The organism is Pseudomonas sp. A-RE-22 (genome assembly GCF_019956035.1).
In the GTDB taxonomy this organism is placed as follows: domain Bacteria; phylum Pseudomonadota; class Gammaproteobacteria; order Pseudomonadales; family Pseudomonadaceae; genus Aquipseudomonas; species Aquipseudomonas brassicacearum.
Genome location: NZ_JAHBCZ010000002.1, coordinates 1 through 17,115 on the forward strand (window position 1 = coordinate 1; position 17,115 = coordinate 17,115).

General features: G+C 61.5%; 11 protein-coding genes and 1 rRNA gene. 9 read left to right on the plus strand and 3 right to left on the minus strand.

Annotated features, from left to right (window positions below):
- Positions 1-9: 9 nt before the first annotated feature.
- From rrf to KGA89_RS00990, 7 genes are all read left to right on the plus strand, one after another.
- A 5S ribosomal RNA gene (gene rrf / locus KGA89_RS00960) occupies positions 10-125 on the plus strand.
- 156 nt (positions 126-281) lie between these two features.
- Positions 282-3,734: an exodeoxyribonuclease V subunit gamma gene (recC, locus tag KGA89_RS00965; RefSeq protein ID WP_003197523.1), complete on the plus strand. Its 3,453-nt coding sequence runs from the start codon at positions 282-284 to the stop codon at positions 3,732-3,734.
- Positions 3,731-7,420, plus strand: coding sequence for an exodeoxyribonuclease V subunit beta (recB, locus tag KGA89_RS00970; RefSeq protein WP_223470247.1), 3,690 nt, complete (start codon positions 3,731-3,733; stop codon positions 7,418-7,420). The genes recC and recB overlap by 4 nt, the downstream gene beginning before the upstream one ends.
- Positions 7,417-9,513 (plus strand): exodeoxyribonuclease V subunit alpha, encoded by a 2,097-nt coding sequence (gene recD, locus KGA89_RS00975; protein WP_223470248.1) that lies wholly within the window; start codon positions 7,417-7,419, stop codon positions 9,511-9,513. The genes recB and recD overlap by 4 nt, the downstream gene beginning before the upstream one ends.
- Positions 9,514-9,652: 139 nt before the next feature.
- Positions 9,653-10,228 (plus strand): YfiR family protein, encoded by a 576-nt coding sequence (locus KGA89_RS00980; protein WP_013692183.1) that lies wholly within the window; start codon positions 9,653-9,655, stop codon positions 10,226-10,228.
- Positions 10,225-11,493 (plus strand): diguanylate cyclase domain-containing protein, encoded by a 1,269-nt coding sequence (locus tag KGA89_RS00985; RefSeq protein WP_003197529.1) that lies wholly within the window; start codon positions 10,225-10,227, stop codon positions 11,491-11,493. The genes KGA89_RS00980 and KGA89_RS00985 overlap by 4 nt, the downstream gene beginning before the upstream one ends.
- Before the next feature lie 69 nt (positions 11,494-11,562).
- Positions 11,563-12,000 (plus strand): OmpA family protein, encoded by a 438-nt coding sequence (locus KGA89_RS00990; protein ID WP_223470346.1) that lies wholly within the window; start codon positions 11,563-11,565, stop codon positions 11,998-12,000.
- Here the strand turns inward: KGA89_RS00990 and KGA89_RS00995 are convergent.
- Entirely contained in the window at positions 11,997-12,944 is a 948-nt protein-coding gene (locus KGA89_RS00995) for a LysR family transcriptional regulator (protein ID WP_223470249.1), read from the minus strand. The two genes, KGA89_RS00990 and KGA89_RS00995, sit on opposite strands and share 4 nt — an antisense overlap.
- A gap of 129 nt (positions 12,945-13,073) precedes the next feature.
- On the opposite strand from KGA89_RS00995, the gene KGA89_RS01000 reads away from it, so the two are divergent.
- Entirely contained in the window at positions 13,074-14,600 is a 1,527-nt protein-coding gene (locus tag KGA89_RS01000) for a CoA-acylating methylmalonate-semialdehyde dehydrogenase (RefSeq protein WP_003197536.1), read from the plus strand.
- 10 nt (positions 14,601-14,610) lie between these two features.
- Positions 14,611-15,498 carry a 3-hydroxyisobutyrate dehydrogenase gene (gene mmsB / locus KGA89_RS01005; RefSeq protein ID WP_223470250.1) on the plus strand — a complete coding sequence of 296 codons (888 nt, stop codon included), beginning with the start codon at positions 14,611-14,613 and terminating at the stop codon, positions 15,496-15,498.
- Positions 15,499-15,636: 138 nt separating this feature from the next.
- On the opposite strand, the gene KGA89_RS01010 is transcribed toward mmsB, so the two are convergent.
- Positions 15,637-15,981: a cupin domain-containing protein gene (locus KGA89_RS01010; protein WP_003197542.1), complete on the minus strand. Its 345-nt coding sequence runs from the start codon at positions 15,979-15,981 to the stop codon at positions 15,637-15,639.
- Positions 15,982-16,078: 97 nt separating this feature from the next.
- Positions 16,079-16,960 carry a LysR substrate-binding domain-containing protein gene (locus KGA89_RS01015; RefSeq protein WP_223470251.1) on the minus strand — a complete coding sequence of 294 codons (882 nt, stop codon included), beginning with the start codon at positions 16,958-16,960 and terminating at the stop codon, positions 16,079-16,081.
- Positions 16,961-17,115: the final 155 nt, after the last annotated feature.

A 17,115-nucleotide genomic window follows, 5' to 3' on the forward strand; every position in this document is an offset into this window, starting at 1 on the left:
CCCGAATTTCTTGACGACCATAGAGCATTGGAACCACCTGATCCCATCCCGAACTCAGCAGTGAAACGATGCATCGCCGATGGTAGTGTGGGGTTTCCCCATGTGAGAGTAGGTCATCGTCAAGATTAAATTCCGAAACCCCTATCTGCTGATGCAGGTAGGGGTTTTGTTTTGCCCGCGGGAAAGTTCTTACGACAAGCGCGGAAAGCTCCCGGCTGTCACAACCCCCCGACAGTGCTAAGGTTCTGCCCCTAGCTTTTGCAATTTCAAGGATGCCTTTCATGCCGGACGCAACGTCCCTTAGCCCAGCTTTCATGGTGGTTCACGGGAATCGCCTTGATGAATTGCGCAGCCTGGTGATCAGCTTGATGCGGCGCTATCCGCTGGCCCCCCTTGAAAATGAAATCGCCCTGGTACAGAGCAACGGCATTGCCCAATGGCTCAAGCTCGCACTGGCCGAAGACCCGGAAGACGATGATTCCGGTGGCTGCGGTATTGCGGCTGCCATTGATGTGCAACTGCCGGGCAGTTTCATGTGGCAACTTTATCGAACGGTCCTGGGACGCGACGAAATTCCGGCCAAGTCCCTGCTGGATAAGGCTCCGCTAACCTGGCGCCTGATGCGTCTGCTGCCGCAGTTGATTGAGCAGCCTCATTTTGAACCTCTGCGCCGATTCCTTACCCAAGACACCGACTTGCGCAAGCGCTATCAACTGTCCGAGCGTCTTGCCGATCTGTTCGACCAGTACCAGGTCTACCGGGCCGACTGGCTTGAGGATTGGGCGGAAGGTCGACACCAGACCAGAAATGTCCGAGGTGAAATCAAGCCGCTTGCACCGGCAAATTGCTGGCAAGCGGAGCTGTGGCGAGCCTTGCTGCTGGATGTGGGAGAGCAAGGCATGGCGCAAAGCCGTGCCGGCGTTCATCAGCGCTACATCGAGCGTATCAACAGCCTGGAAGTCGCTCCGAAAGGCCTGCCCGCACGGGTCATCGTGTTTGGTATTTCGTCGTTGCCTGCCCAGGTACTGGAGGCGCTCGCCGGCCTTTCCCGGTTCAGCCAGGTTCTGCTCTGCGTGCATAACCCGTGTCGCCATCATTGGGCGGACATCGTCGCCGACAAGGATTTGCTGCGTCACCAATACAAGCGCCAGGCACGCAAGGCTGGCATGCCCGTCGTCCTCGATCCGCAAACCCTGCATCAACATGCCCATCCGTTATTGGCCGCCTGGGGCAAGCAAGGGCGCGACTATATCAACCTGCTCGACAGCTACGATGACCCGAACAGCTATCGCTCGGTATTTCGCGATGGGCGAATCGACCTGTTCACCGATGGGACCCCCACGACCCTTCTCAGCCAGTTGCAGGATGACATCCTGGAGCTGCGCCCCCTGGACGAAACCCGGGAACACTGGCCTGTCGTCGATACAGAGCGAGACGGCTCGATTCGCTTTCATGTGGCCCATGGCGCCCAGCGTGAAGTCGAAATTCTCCACGACCAATTGCTGGCCCACTTCAGTGCGGATCCGACCCTGCGCCCACGGGATATCATCGTCATGGTCCCGGACATCGACAGTTATGCACCGCACATTCGCGCAGTGTTCGGCCAGCTCGACAGGAGCGACCCGCGGTTCATTCCCTTCACGCTGACCGACCAGGGCCAGCGTGGACGTGATCCACTGCTGATCGCCGTCGAGCATTTGCTCAAGCTGCCGGACAGTCGTTTCCCGGTCAGCGAAATCCTCGATCTGCTGGATGTCCCGGCGTTACGCGAACGGTTTGGCATCGATGAGGCCGACCTGCCGACACTGCACCGCTGGATCGAAGGAGCAGGCATTCGCTGGGGGATGAGCGCCGAACACCGTGCCGGGTTGGGTCTGCCTGCCGAGCTTGAGCAGAACAGTTGGCATTTCGGCTTGCGTCGCATGTTGCTGGGGTATGCCGTCGGCAGTTCGAGCGCTTATGAGGGCATTGAGCCCTATGACGAAATCGGGGGCCTGGATGCGGCGTTGATCGGTCCCCTGGTTGCTTTGCTGGATGCCCTGGAAGTTGCCCATCAGGAACTCACCCGGCCGGCATCGCCGCAGCAATGGGGTTCACGCCTGCAAGATCTGATGCAGCTGTTTTTCCAGGCAAGCAACGAGCATGACGACTATTTGCTGGCCCAACTCGAAGACTTGCGTGAAACCTGGCTGGAAACCTGTGAGTCGGTGGGGCTGCACGATGAATTGCCGCTGACGGTGGTGCGAGAGGCGTGGTTGGCCGGACTGGATCAGGGGCGACTGTCCCAGCGTTTCCTGGCCGGCGCAGTCAACTTCTGTACCTTGATGCCGATGCGCGCGATCCCCTTCAAGCTGGTGTGCCTGCTGGGAATGAATGATGGTGATTACCCACGAGCCCAGCCGCCGTTGGACTTCGACCTGATGGGCGGCGATTATCGTCCGGGCGATCGTTCCCGCCGTGAGGACGACCGCTACCTGCTGTTGGAAGCGCTGCTTTCTGCTCGGGAAAAGCTGTACATCAGTTGGGTGGGGCGCAGTATTCGCGACAACAGCGAGCGCCCGGCATCGGTGTTGATCGGCCAACTGCGCGATCATCTCGCCAGTGGCTGGCGGTTGGCAGATGACGGCAAGCCTCTTCTCGATGCCCTGACCCAGGAGCATCCGTTGCAACCGTTCAGTGCACGTTATTTCCATCAAGGTGACGAGCTGTTCAGTTACGCCAGCGAATGGCGGATGCTCCATGACGCTTGCGATCAAACCGATAAAAACCGGATGCTGGAGCCCTATGTTCAGGAAGAGCCCTTGGGCCTCGGGCAGTTGCAGGACTTCCTGCGCAATCCTGTCCGCCATTTCTTCAGTCAGCGGTTGAAGGTGTTCTTCGAGGCCATCGAAGCGCCTTTGGCCGATGACGAACCTTTTGTGCTCGATGCGCTGCAACGCTACAGCCTGAGTGACAGTCTGCTCGAGGCCGCCCTGGTGCGCCTGGACCAGCCGGATCTTGCCCTCACCGCCCACGCCAAAAGACTGCAGAACAGTGGTCTGTTACCCATGGCCGGTTTCGGTGAGTGCATGCAGCGTGAATTGATTGAACCCCTGCCGGATCTGCTCCAGCGTTACCAACAGCTTCTGGCGTTATGGCCGACACCGTCGGTCAGCGCTGTGCCAGTCAGCCTGCAATTGCAGGGAGTGAATGTCGAGGGCTGGCTCAGTGGTTTGCATCAGCGTTCCGACGGTGCGGTCCTCGCCATCACGGCCATACCCAACAGCATTGGCTCCACCAAGACCCGTAAGTGGCATCGCTTGATACGGCCTTGGGTCAACCATCTCGTGGCCTGCGCTAATGGCTTGTCGTTGACGACGGCGCTGGTGGCCAGTGATGACAGCTTGCTGCTGGCACCTTTTGACGAGCCTGTCGCACAAAGGCTACTGGGCGACATGCTGCTGGCTTGGCAGACCGGTATGCGCCAGCCGCTACCAATCGCGGTGAAGACGGCTTTCGCCTGGCTCGGCCAGACTGATCCGGACAAGGCCGAAGCGGCGGCTCGCAAAGCCTATGAGGGCGATGGACAGACGTTTGAAGGCGAACGGCGGGAAAGTCCGGCGTTGGCTCGACAGTTTCCTGATTTCGATGCCTTGATGGCTGACGAAACATTCCCCGATTGGTGCGATGCGCTTTACCGGCCGTTGCTCGAAGCCCCATGGCGTTCATTGGTCGGCGAGGAAGCCCGTTCATGAGTCGACAGACACCATTGGCCCTGGCTTTCCCGCTACATGGTAGCCAACTGATCGAGGCCAGCGCCGGTACCGGCAAGACCTTCACCATCTCGGCGTTGTACCTGCGTCTGGTGCTGGGGCATGGTGGTTCGGCGTCCGGCTTTGGCCGCGAGTTGCTTCCACCGCAAATCCTGGTAGTGACCTTCACGGACGCTGCCACCAAAGAGTTGCGTGAACGAATTCGCACCCGTCTGGCCGAAGCCGCGCGTTTCTTCCGCGACGAAATTCCCGCCCCGGATTCGCTGATCGCTGCGTTGCGCGATGAGTTCAACGCTGACCAATGGCCTGGCTGCGCGAACCGGCTGGACATCGCTGCGCAGTGGATGGACGAAGCGGCCGTCTCGACCATCCACAGTTGGTGCCAGCGCATGTTGCGTGAGCACGCCTTCGACAGCGGTAGCTTGTTCACCCAGACCTTGGAAACCGACCACAGCGAATTGCTGGGCGAGGTGCTGCGCGATTATTGGCGGTTGTTCTGCTATTCGATGCAAGGCGAGGCGCTGAACTGGGTGCGTACCCATTGGGGAGGGCCTGCTGCGCTGTTGCCGCGGGTACGAGGCTTGTTTTCCAGCGAGCGTGGCGATGGTGACGGGCTTGAGCCTGCCGAACTCATCGCCGCGGCCTTGCAGGAGCGCAGTGCCGCCTTGCTCGATCTCAAGGCGCCGTGGCGGCAATGGGCGGTGGAACTGTTGCAGATCTGCCAGCAAGGCGTGGCCAGCAAGTCTGTCGACGGGCGCAAGATGCAGGCGCGTTACTTCGAACCGTGGTTTCAGAAAATCACTGCCTGGGTCGATGACGAAAGCCTTGAGCTGTTGGACATCGGCACCGGGTTCTCGCGGTTGACGCCCGAGGGCATGGCCGAAGCCTGGAAAGGTGAAGTGCCCAACCATCCCGGGCTGGACGCCATGGCCAGTCTCAAGGCCAGCCTGGATGCGTTGCCCACGCCAGATGCCGCCGTATTGCAGCATGCCGCGCAATGGGTCGGGGCGCGCTTCGAGGCAGAGAAGCGTCGCCGCGCCGAGATGGGCTTCGATGACATGCTGCTGCGCCTCGACGCGGCCCTGCAGGCCGACGGAGGCGAGCGTCTGGCGAGCCTGATTCGCGAGCAGTTTCCGGTAGCGCTGATCGATGAGTTCCAGGACACCGACCCGGTTCAATACCGGATCTTCGAAAGCATCTACCGTATCGAAGATAACGACCCCGGGACCGGACTTTTCCTGATCGGCGATCCGAAGCAGGCGATCTACGCGTTTCGCGGTGCCGACATCTATACCTACCTGCGCGCTCGCGAAGCCACTGCTGGCAGGCTGCACACGCTGGGCACGAATTTCCGTTCCAGCCATGCCATGGTCGGTGCGGTAAACCATGTTTTCCAGAATGCCGAGTCCCGCCCGAAGGGGCGTGGGGCCTTTCTGTTCCGTGAACCTTCGGGCGAGAACCCGGTGCCGTTCCTGTCCGTTGAATCCCAGGGACGCAAGGAGTCCTTGCGGGTCGCAGGGCAGGTGGTCGCGGCGCTGAACATCTGGCACCTGTCGTCGGAGCAGCCGCTTTCCGGTGCGGTGTATCGACAATCCATGGCGGCCGCTTGCGCCAGTGAGATCACGGCGTTGCTCAACGGCGGCCAGTCGGGACGCGACGGCTTCACGGTCGATGGAAAAGTGCTGCGAGGCGTGCGCCCGGCAGATATCGCCATCCTGGTGCGCGATGGTAAAGAAGCGCAGGCGGTGCGAGACGCGTTGTCCGCGCGAGGCGTGCGCAGTGTCTATCTGTCCGACAAGGATTCGGTCTTTGCCTCGCAGGAAGCGCGTGATTTGCTTGTCTGGCTCAAGGCCTGTGCCGAGCCGGATGCCGAACGACCGCTACGGGCGGCCCTGGCCAGCATCACGTTGAATCTGTCGCTGACGGAACTGGAGCGTCTCAATCAGGATGAGCTGGCCTGGGAAGCCCGGGTCATGCAATTCCGCGGTTATCGTACGGTCTGGCGCAGCCAGGGCGTGCTGCCGATGTTGCGGCGCCTGCTGCATGATTTCGAACTGCCCCAGGCCTTGATGGTGCGCAGCGATGGCGAGCGGGTGCTGACCAACTTGTTGCACCTTTGCGAACTGTTGCAGCAGGCAGCCGGTGAACTGGATGGCGAACAAGCCTTGATCCGGCATTTGTCCGAGCACCTGGCCTTGTCCGGGCAGGCGGGAGAAGAGCAGATCCTGCGCCTGGAAAGCGATGAGCAACTGGTCAAGGTGGTCACGATCCACAAGTCCAAGGGCCTCGAATATCCGTTGGTCTTCTTGCCCTTCATCTGCTCGACGAAACTGGTGGACGGCAGTCGACTGCCATTGCACTACCACGATGAGGCCAACAAGGCGCAGATCAGCCTCAAGCCCACTGCCGAATTGATCGCCAAGGCCGATGACGAGCGTCTGGCTGAAGATCTGCGGCTTCTCTACGTGGCTCTGACCCGTGCACAACATGCCTGCTGGCTAGGTGTCGCGGATCTCAAGCGGGGCAGCAACAATCGCTCGATCCTCCATGTGTCCGCGCTGGGGTATCTATTGGGCGGTGGTGCACCGCTGACCGAGTCGGTGGAGTTGAGGCGTTGGCTGGAAGACCTGCAACAAGGCAGCGACGCGGTGAGCTACCAGCCAATGCCCGAAGCCACCGACGAGCACTACCGGCCCCCGCGCAACGAAGCCGTGTTGCTTGAGCCCTTGGTGCCCTTGCGAAAAGCCAGCGAGAACTGGTGGATCGCGTCCTACAGTGCCTTACGCATCAGCGAAAGCCTGAGCGAAGGCAGCGATACCGCGCCAGAGAGTCCGCAGGCCCAGAAACTGTTCGACGATGAACGACTGGATCCGGACGCTCCCAGGGAGACTATCGCTATCGGTGGCGACATCCACCGCTTTCCCCGTGGTCCCAATCCCGGCACTTTCCTGCATGGCCTGCTGGAGTGGGCCGCAGGGGAGGGCTTTTCATCGGCGCCAGCGGATATCGAGGATGCCATTGCCCGACGCTGCAATCGCCGAGGCTGGAAAGGCTGGATCACCACGCTGAGCGATTGGCTGCAGCACCTGATCAAGATGCCCATGCACGTCGGCAATGACCAGGCGCCAGTGGTGCTCGAAGAACTGAGCCAATTCCAGGTCGAGATGGAGTTCTGGTTCGCCAGTCATAAGGTCGATGTGCAAAAACTCGACCAGCTGGTTTGCCGGTTCACCCATGGCGGTGTGGCCCGCGTCGCGGCGGAGCCGGTGCTGCTCAACGGCATGTTCAAGGGCTTCATCGATTTGACGTTCGAGCACGACGGTCGGTACTACGTGGCCGATTACAAATCCAACTGGCTGGGTGTCGATGACATGGCCTACACCGTACCGGCCATGGAACAGTCGATCCTGGACCATCGCTACGACCTGCAATACGTGCTGTACCTGTTGGCCCTGCATCGCCAGCTCAAGGCACGGCTCCCCGATTACGACTACGACCGGCATGTCGGCGGCGCGTTGTACCTGTTCCTTCGCGGAACCCGCTCAGCCAGTCAGGGTGTGTATTTCGCCAAGCCGCCACGGGCATTGATCGAACAATTGGATCGTCTGTTCCAAGGGGCGCCCGAACCCAAGGCCGAGCCGGCGTGGGTACAGGGAGAATTGCTATGAGTCGTTCTTTTGCCGACCTGCTGCCCAAGTCGTCCGACGACGAAAGCCTGGTGGAGTTGGCGCCCTTGAGCCGTGCGCAGGACCTGCTGTTGTTACTGACGCGCTGGGTCGAGCGCGGCTGGTTGCGCGCCCTGGACAAGGCCTTCGTGGCGTTCCTCCATGAACTGGCACCCGACGATGATCCATTGGTCCTGCTCGCCGCTGCGTTGACCAGTCATCAACTGGGTCACGGGCATGTTTGCCTGGATGTGTTCGAGACCCTCAAGGAACCGGATTTTGCTCTGTCCCTGCCTCCCGAGGGTGACCTGCAGACGGGTGTGATGCTGCTGCCATCGCAAATATTGGCGACACTGGACGGCGTCCATTGGTGCAAGGTCCTGGCGTCCAGTCGTCTGGTGGCCCTGGCCGTGGATGGGAGCGAAGAGGCGCAGCAACGTCCGTTGGTGCTGTCTGGCAAACGTCTTTATCTGCGCCGCTACTGGGGTTATGAACGGCGGATCGATGAAGCGTTGCGTCAACGGCTTATCGAGCATGAAGCGGCGCCCGGCGACCTGCGCGAGCGTTTGGACGGGTTGTTCGGGCCGGCCAATGCCAGCGGCCCGATCGATTGGCAGAAACTGGCCTGCGCGCTGGCAACCCGCGGGTCCTTCAGCATCGTGACCGGCGGCCCGGGCACCGGCAAGACCACGACCGTTGTGCGCCTGCTGGCCCTGCTCCAGGCACCGGCCGTCGAGGCCGGGAAGCCGCTGCGGATTCGCCTGGCCGCGCCCACTGGCAAGGCGGCGGCGCGCCTGACCGAGTCCATCAGCCAGCAGGTCCGGACCCTGGATGTGGACGACGCGGTGCGCGAACGGATTCCCTGCGACGTCACGACAGTCCATCGTTTGCTGGGCAGCCGCCCTGGCACCCGGCATTTTCGCCACCATGCAGGCAATCGCTTGCCACTGGATGTGTTGGTGGTCGATGAAGCGTCGATGATCGACCTGGAGATGATGGCCAATCTGCTGGATGCTCTGCCGGCCCATGCACGGTTGGTATTGCTGGGGGACAAGGACCAGTTGGCCTCTGTAGAAGCCGGTGCGGTGCTCGGGGATTTGTGTCGAGACGCCGAGGAGGGCTGGTACAGCCCCCGGACCCGAGCCTGGCTTGAGTCGGTCAGCGGTGAAAACCTGGCGGCCGGTGACCTGCAACAGGACCTCGACGGCACTCATCCCCTGGCACAGCAAGTGGTCATGCTCAGGCATTCCCGGCGCTTCGGCGAAGGCAGCGGGATCGGTCAGCTGGCTCGCTGGGTCAACCAGCAGCAGCCTGAAAAAGCCCGTCAGTTGCTGGAGCAAGGGCAGCATGCCGATCTGTCTTCCCTGAAGTTGGCGAATGAACACGACACGAAACTGGAGAAGCTGTTACTCGACGGCAAGCCAGATGGGTCCCAGGGGTATCGGCATTACCTGAACCTGCTACGGCAGCGACGCCCGGCCATTTCTCGCCCGCTGGAAGACCGTTGCTGGACCGATTGGGCCCGGGAAGTCCTGGCGGCCTTCGACGAATTCCAATTGCTTTGCGCGGTGCGCAAAGGTCCGTGGGGCGTCGAAGGACTGAACCTGCGAATCACCGCCGCCTTGCTCAAGGCCCGACTTATCGATAGCGATCATCTGTGGTACGAAGGACGCCCGGTGCTGATGACCCGCAACGACTATGGGCTGGGGCTGATGAACGGCGATATCGGTATCGCCCTCAAGTTGCCCGAGCGTGACGGGCCTGATGCTGGAAAACAGGTTCTGCGGGTCGCTTTTCCGCGCAACGACGGCCAGGGCGGTGTGCGTTTCGTCCTGCCCAGCCGCCTGAATGATGTAGAAACCGTGTATGCCATGACGGTGCACAAATCCCAGGGCTCGGAATTCACCCATACCGCGTTGATCCTCCCGGATGCGCTGAACCCGGTATTGACCAAGGAGTTGGTGTACACCGCCATTACCCGGGGCAAGCAATGGTTCAGCCTGATAGAGCCGCGAGCGGGGGTGTTCGAGGAGGCGGTGCGGCGCAAGGTCAAGCGCTTGAGCGGGCTGATGTTGGAGTTGGAGGGTGATGACTGAATGATCAGCTTTCGTGATTCGATGCCGGAGTCACGATTTTGACTATTTTCTGTCAGATATGTCCGTAGGGCGCCGGCTCGCTGGCTTTTTGGCACTGTGCTATCGTTCCGACACTTATCGTATTACCTAGAGATTTTCCATGAAAGTGGCGGTTCGGGAGGCTGTGCGCAGCAAGGACTGGGGGCATTATCTGCTTGCCGGTCTTCTGTGGTTGCTGTCGCCTATGGTGCTTGCCGAAGACCCGTCCTCCACGAGTCGGGCTGAACAGCGGGCCGAATCGGTCACTCAAGTCGTCTTGGGCATTCTCAGCTACGCGCGCTGGCCAGTAGAGCCTGCGCAGTTGCAACTGTGCATCGTCGGCCCGACTCAATACACCGACGACCTGGTCAAGGGCACCACTCAGGCCACCGGTCGACCGGTGACCGTGCAGCGATTGCTGGCCGATCACCCCAACATCGCCACGGACTGCAACGCCGTCTACATCGGCAGGCTGACCAGCGACGAGCGTACTCGTCTGTTTGACTCCCTGATCGGCAAGCCCGTGTTGAGCATCAGCGAAGGCGGTGACCAGTGCACCGTGGGGAGCCTGTTCTGTCTGCGGGTCGGTGATGAGCAGGTATCGTTCGAGGTCAACCTCGACTCGGTAGCGCGCAGTGGCGTGCGTATCCATCCGAGCGTTCTGCAGCTTTCCCGTCGCAGGCCGGCAGTACCATGAGCCTGTCCAAATCGCGGGTCCGTCCCACCCTGGGCTCGGTCATCGGGCGCGGCCACCTGATTGTCGCGTTGGTGGCGATCACCATGGCCAGTGTTTCCCTGACGTTGCTGGGTGTGCTTGCGTTGCGGGTCTACGCCGATCACAACCTGCACCTGATCGCCCGCTCGATCAACTACACCGTGGAAGCGGCCGTGGTATTCGATGACGCGGCGGCGGCCACCGAGGCGCTGGCGTTGATTGCCTCCACCGAGGAGGTCGCCGATGCCCAAGTGTTCAATGAGCACGGCCGCCTGTTGGCGCGCTGGAAACGTCCGGATACCGGTTTATTGTCGGAACTGGAAATGCACATTGCCAAGGCGTTTTTGGAAAAGCCCATCAGTCTGCCGATCGTTCATCAAGGGCGGAACATCGGCAGCATTCTATTGGCAGGGCATGGTGGCAGCCTGTTGCGCTTTTTGCTCAGCGGTCTGGCGGGGATCATTTTGTGCACGGCGGTGAGTGCCTGGGTAGCGTTGTACCTGGCGCGACGTCAGCTGCGGGCGATCACCGGACCATTGCGCAGCCTGGCCGAAGTGGCCCACGCGGCACGCAGCGAGCGGGCCCTGGATCGGCGCGTGCCGCCGGCCGCCATCGCCGAACTGGATAACCTGGCCAATGACTTCAATGCACTGCTCGACGAACTGGAGTCCTGGCAGACTCACCTGCAAAGCGAAAACGAAACCCTGGCACACCAGGCCAGTCACGACAGCTTGACCGGCTTGCCGAACCGGGCGTTTTTCGAGGGCCGGCTGATCCGCGCCTTGCGCAACGCCAGCAAGCTCAACGAGCAAGTGGCCGTGTTGTACCTCGACAGCGACCGGTTCAAGGGCATCAACGACAATTTCGGTCATGCTGCCGGTGACGCGGTGCTGACGGCCGTGGCAACCCGGGTCCGGGCACAGTTGCGTGAAGACGACTTGGTCGCACGCCTGGGAGGCGATGAATTCGCCGTGCTGCTGGCACCTCTGCACAAGGCCGAGGACGCCGAGCGGATCGCTGAAAAAATCATCGCCAGCATGGAAATGCCGATTCAACTGCCCGGCAATGCTTCAGTGCTGACGTCCCTCAGTATCGGCATTGCCGTTTACCCCGATGATGGTGCGACACCGGGCACCCTTCTCCATGCCGCCGATGCGGCGATGTACCAAGCCAAACGCCTCGCCCGAGGCGGTCAACATACGGCGGAGTCGGATCACTCCGTCGCTGATCTTCAAACCAGGAGCTGACTCGTGCGTTCATATCCTTCATTTTCCCTGCGCTGGTTCGCGGCGTTTTTGTTGCTGGCCGTCCTGGCCATGAGCGGTTGCCAGACGGCACCGCAGAAGGGCCTGACCCCGGCGCAAATCGCCGTACTCAAGCAACAAGGGTTCGAATTGACTGACGATGGCTGGGCGTTCGGCCTGTCGGGCAAGGTCCTGTTCGGCAGTGACGTGGAAAACCTCAACCCGGCCAGCACCGAAATCGTCGAGCGTATCGGCAAGGCACTGCTGGGGGCGGGAATCCAGCGGGTACGCGTCGATGGTCATACCGACGCATCGGGCTCCCAGGCCTACAACGAACAACTGTCGATGCGGCGGGCCGCCAGCGTGAGCAAGGTGCTGACAGCCGTTGGCATGCGCGAAGAGAACGTCCAACTGCGCGGCCTGGGCAGCAGCAAACCAGTCGCCTCCAACGACACCGCCAGCGGCCGCACCGAAAACCGCCGTGTCGCCATTGTGGTCATCGCCGACTAGTCGGCGAACACCATCTCCCGGCTGTCGCCCATCAGCAGTGGCTGGTTCTGTTCAGTCACCTCGCGGATGTAATCCCACAACAACGTAATCCGCTTCAGCTTCCTCAAGTCCTCACGGCAGTACATCCAGAACTGCCGGGTGATGGTGATGTCCTCCGGCAGGACCGGCAACAGCCGTGGGTCCTGGGCGGCGAGGAAGCAGGGCAGGATTGCCAGCGAGCGGCCTTGCTGCGCTGCCACGAATTGCGCGATCACGCTGGTGCTGCGCAGGTGGGCATTGGCGCCGGGCAGTACGTTGGCCAGGTAGAGCAACTCGGAACTGAACGCCAGGTCATCCACGTAGCTGATGAACGAGTGCTTGCTCAAGTCGGCCGGGCGCCGGATGGGTGGGTGGTTGTCCAGGTATTGCTGGGTGGCATAGAGCTGCAGCCGGTAGTCGCACAATTTGCAGCATACATATGGGCCATGTTCGGGGCGTTCGAGGGCGATGACGATGTCGGCTTCGCGCTTGGAGAGGCTGATGAAGTGCGGCAGCGGGAGGATGTCTACCGAAATGGCCGGGTAGGCGTCGACGAAGTGGCTCAGTTGCGGGGTGATGAAGAAGCTGCCGAAGCCTTCGGTGCAGCCCATGCGCACGTGGCCGGACAGTGCGACGCCAGAGCCTGAAACCTGCTCGCAGGCCATGTGCAGGGTGCTTTCGATCGATTCGGCGTAACCCAGCAGGCGTTGGCCTTCGGCCGTCAGGACAAAACCGTTGGTCCGGGATTTCTCGAACAGCAGCGTGCCCAACGAGGCTTCCAGCGAGCTGATGCGTCGCGACACCGTGGTGTAGTCGACGGCCAGGCGCTTGGCGGCAGTGCTGGCCTTGCGGGTGCGGGCCACTTCGAGGAAAAACTTGAGGTCGTCCCAATTCAGCGACCCCAGGGAGGTGATGTTTTTTTGCATGTTGGACCGGCTTTTATGTGCATTCTTATTAGAAGTTTGCACATCTATACTCCAAAAACCGTCTCATCACCAAGGTGTCTATGTACCTTGGTCCCAGCGCTCTCTATAAGAACAATCCCGGAGGCCAGCATGAACGTTTCCCTTACGCCCAGCGACACCACCCTGCAAACCGTCAGACTGTTGATCGATGGCGAGTGGGTTGAATCCCAATCCAGCGAATGGCACGACATCGTCAACCCGGCCACCCAGCAGGTGTTGGCAAAGGTTCCGTTCGCCACGGCCTCGGAAGTCGATGCCGCCATCGCCGCTGCCCAGCGTGCTTTCCAGACCTGGAAACTGACGCCCATCGGCGCGCGGATGCGCATCATGCTCAAGCTCCAGGCATTGATCCGCGAGCACTCCAAGCGCATCGCCGCGGTGCTCAGCGCCGAACAGGGCAAGACTATCGCTGATGCCGAGGGCGATATTTTCCGTGGCCTGGAAGTGGTCGAGCATGCCTGTTCCATCGGCACCCTGCAGATGGGTGAATTTGCCGAGAACGTCGCCGGTGGCGTTGATACCTATACCCTGCGCCAGCCGATTGGTGTGTGCGCGGGCATTACCCCGTTCAACTTCCCGGCAATGATTCCGCTGTGGATGTTCCCGATGGCCATCGCCTGCGGCAATACCTTTGTGCTCAAGCCATCGGAACAGGATCCGCTGTCGACCATGCTTCTGGTGGAACTGGCTATCGAGGCCGGCGTGCCGGCGGGTGTGCTCAATGTGGTGCACGGCGGCAAGGACGTGGTGGACGCGCTCTGCACCCACAAGGACATCAAGGCGGTTTCGTTCGTCGGTTCGACGGCGGTCGGCACCCACGTGTATGACCTGGCGGGTCGTCACGGCAAGCGCGTGCAGTCGATGATGGGCGCCAAGAACCACGCGGTGGTGTTGCCCGATGCCAATCGTGAGCAAACCCTCAACGCCTTGGTCGGCGCCGGTTTCGGCGCGGCGGGCCAGCGTTGCATGGCCACCTCCGTGGTGGTGCTGGTGGGCGCGGCCAAGCAGTGGTTGCCGGAGCTCAAGGCCTTGGCACAGAAGCTCAAGGTCAATGCCGGTAGCGAGCCGGGCACTGACGTCGGCCCGGTGATTTCCAAGCGCGCCAAGGCGCGGATCCTCGAATTGATCGAGAGTGGCGTGCAGCAAGGGGCGAAGCTGGAGCTCGATGGTCGTGGCATCAGCGTGCCGGGCTTCGAGCAGGGCAATTTCGTCGGCCCGACCCTGTTTTCCGGCGTGACCACCGACATGCGTATCTACACCGAAGAAATTTTCGGGCCGGTGCTGGTGGTGCTGGAAGTCGACACCCTGGATCAGGCGATTGCCCTGGTCAACGCCAACCCATTCGGCAACGGCACTGGCCTGTTCACCCAGAGCGGTGCGGCGGCGCGCAAATTCCAGAGTGAAATCGACGTCGGCCAGGTGGGCATCAACATTCCGATCCCGGTGCCGGTGCCGTTCTTCAGCTTCACCGGTTCCCGCGGTTCGAAACTCGGCGACCTCGGTCCGTACGGCAAACAAGTGGTGCAGTTCTACACTCAGACCAAGACCGTGACCGCGCGCTGGTTCGATGATGACAGCGTCAATGACGGTGTGAACACCACCATCAATTTGCGTTAAGGAGCCGGACATGAACATCGCATTTATCGGCCTGGGCAACATGGGCGCCCCCATGGCGCGCAACCTGCTCAAGGCTGGCCATTCGCTGAACCTGTTCGACCTGAACCAGACGGTGCTGGCTGAACTGGCGGCGTTGGGCGGCACGATCAGCGCCTCGCCTCGCGACGCGGCCCAGGGCACTGCGCTGGTGATCACCATGCTGCCGGCCGCCGCCCATGTGCGCAGTGTCTGGCTGGGTGAAGACGGTGTGCTGGCTGGCATTGCTGCCGGCACGCCGGCGGTGGATTGCAGCACCATCGATCCACACACCGCCCGCGACGTGGCGGCTGCCGCGGCGAAAAAAGGGGTGGCGATGGCCGATGCGCCGGTCTCGGGCGGCACCGGCGGTGCGGCGGCGGGCACGTTGACCTTCATGGTTGGCGCCACGGCCGAGTTGTTCGCCACCTTGCAACCGGTGTTGGCGCAAATGGGCCGTAACATCGTGCACTGTGGCGAAGTCGGCACCGGGCAGATCGCCAAGATCTGCAACAACCTGCTACTGGGGATTTCCATGGTTGGTGTCAGCGAAGCCATGGCGTTGGGCGATGCCTTGGGGATCGACACCCAGGTGTTGGCCGGCATCATCAACAGCTCGACGGGCCGTTGCTGGAGTTCGGACACCTACAACCCATGGCCCGGCGTGATCGAAACGGCACCGGCGTCCCGTGGCTACACGGGGGGCTTTGGCGCCGACCTGATGCTCAAGGACCTGGGCCTGGCGACCGAAGCCGCGCGGCAGGCCCATCAGCCGGTGGTGCTGGGGGCGGTGGCGCAGCAGTTGTATCAGGCGATGAGCCAGCGGGGCGAGGGCGGCAAGGACTTTTCGGCGATTGTTAACAGCTATCGCAAGCCGCAGTAAGAGCGACGATATCGACGGGCTTTTGTGGCAAGGGCAATTATCTGTGGGAGCAAGGCTTGCTCCGTCGCCACAGAGGCTGCGCAATCTACAAAGTTGTTTTCCGAGAGACCACGTCGGGTGGTCTCTCGGTTTTTTGTTTCAGGCAAAGACGAAATATTTGCGCACGGTCTCGACCACTTCCCACGTGCCTTTCATGCCTGGCTCGACGACGAAGATGTCACCGGCGCGCAGATGGATCGGCGCCATGCCATCCGGGGTGATGATGCAGTAGCCTTCCTGGAAATGGCAGTACTCCCACTTCACGTAATCCACACGCCATTTGCCGGGCGTGCAGATCCAGGTGCCCATGATCTTGCTGCCGTCTTCGCTGGTGTAGGCGTTGAGGTTGACGGTGTGCGGGTCGCCTTCGAGTTTTTCCCATTTGCAGGCGTCGAGTACGGGCAGCGGATGGGTGTCGCGCAGGACGGTGATGGGTGCGGTCATGTGAGCTCCGAAAGGGGCAGAAGAGAACAGGCACCCTAACGCGCGGCATGAGCGGGTAGATGTCTGTGGTCGACACCGGGCTATCCAGAAGCGCGCATCAATCGGCCAGATGCCGGGCCAGGGCCGTGGCGTAGGCCGGCAAACCGTCGAAGTTGCGGGCGCACAGCAGCAACGCCCGGTGCGCCCAGGCTTCTTGCAACGTGACACATTGATACGAAGGCTCGGGTGGGCGCCGGTCGATGGTAGCCTTCGGCACGATGGCAATGCCTGCACCATGGGCCACCATGCGAATCATCCCGTCGAAACCATCGGCACGAATGCGCACTTGCATGCGTGAGCCGATGTGCAGGGCCTGCTCTTCCAGGTGGATCGCCAAGGCGCTGGATGCGTTCAGGCCGACATAATCGTGGCTGAGGGTCTCGCTGAAACGTACGGCGCGACCGTCAGCCAGGGGGTGTCCGGTCGGCAGGATCAATACCAGCGGATCGTCGCGAAAAGGCCAGGCCTGAAGGCCCTCGGTGTCCACTGCGTCGGAAACGATGCCCAGGTCCGCCGCGCCTTGGCGCAGCGCATGGGTGATCCGTGAGCTGGGCAATTCCTGCAGGTCAATGTCGAGGTTGGGATGGGCCTGGAGAAAGCCGGCCAGCAGCTCGGGCAGGTATTCGGTCATGGCGCTGGTGTTGCACAGCAGCCGCACCCGGCCTTTGACGCCCTTGGCGTATTCGGCCAGGTCCTGTCGCAGGTGTTCGGTCTGTTGCAGCAGGACCCGGGCGTGCTCGGCCAGGGCTTTGCCCGCGGGAGTGGGCGTTACACCACGCCGCCCCCGTTCAAGCAGGTCGATGCCCAGGGACGCTTCCATGGCTCGCACTCGTGCGCTGGCCGCGGCCAGGGACAAATGGCTGCGAGCCGCACCGGCGGTGATGTTGCCGGTGTCGAGAATGTTCAGGTAGAGGCGCAGGTCGGTGAGGTCGAAGTGCATGGGCGGGGATCCTGTCTCAAGTGCTGTGGCGCCTGGTTTATCGTCATCGCGAGCAAGCTCGCTCCCACATGGGATTGCATTTCAAGTGTGGAAGCGAAACTGCTCGCGATTGCGTCGGCCGCATCAGCGAATTCACAGCCTCTTGCTGGAAGAGA

Coding starts and splice junctions, on each gene's coding strand:
- recC (WP_003197523.1), top strand. CDS start 282: ATGCCGGACGCAACGTCCCTTAGCCCAGCTTTCATGGTGGTTCACGGG.
- recB (WP_223470247.1), top strand. CDS start 3,731: ATGAGTCGACAGACACCATTGGCCCTGGCTTTCCCGCTACATGGTAGC.
- recD (WP_223470248.1), top strand. CDS start 7,417: ATGAGTCGTTCTTTTGCCGACCTGCTGCCCAAGTCGTCCGACGACGAA.
- KGA89_RS00980 (WP_013692183.1), top strand. CDS start 9,653: ATGAAAGTGGCGGTTCGGGAGGCTGTGCGCAGCAAGGACTGGGGGCAT.
- KGA89_RS00985 (WP_003197529.1), top strand. CDS start 10,225: ATGAGCCTGTCCAAATCGCGGGTCCGTCCCACCCTGGGCTCGGTCATC.
- KGA89_RS00990 (WP_223470346.1), top strand. CDS start 11,563: ATGAGCGGTTGCCAGACGGCACCGCAGAAGGGCCTGACCCCGGCGCAA.
- KGA89_RS00995 (WP_223470249.1), bottom strand. CDS start 12,944: ATGCAAAAAAACATCACCTCCCTGGGGTCGCTGAATTGGGACGACCTC.
- KGA89_RS01000 (WP_003197536.1), top strand. CDS start 13,074: ATGAACGTTTCCCTTACGCCCAGCGACACCACCCTGCAAACCGTCAGA.
- mmsB (WP_223470250.1), top strand. CDS start 14,611: ATGAACATCGCATTTATCGGCCTGGGCAACATGGGCGCCCCCATGGCG.
- KGA89_RS01010 (WP_003197542.1), bottom strand. CDS start 15,981: ATGACCGCACCCATCACCGTCCTGCGCGACACCCATCCGCTGCCCGTA.
- KGA89_RS01015 (WP_223470251.1), bottom strand. CDS start 16,960: ATGCACTTCGACCTCACCGACCTGCGCCTCTACCTGAACATTCTCGAC.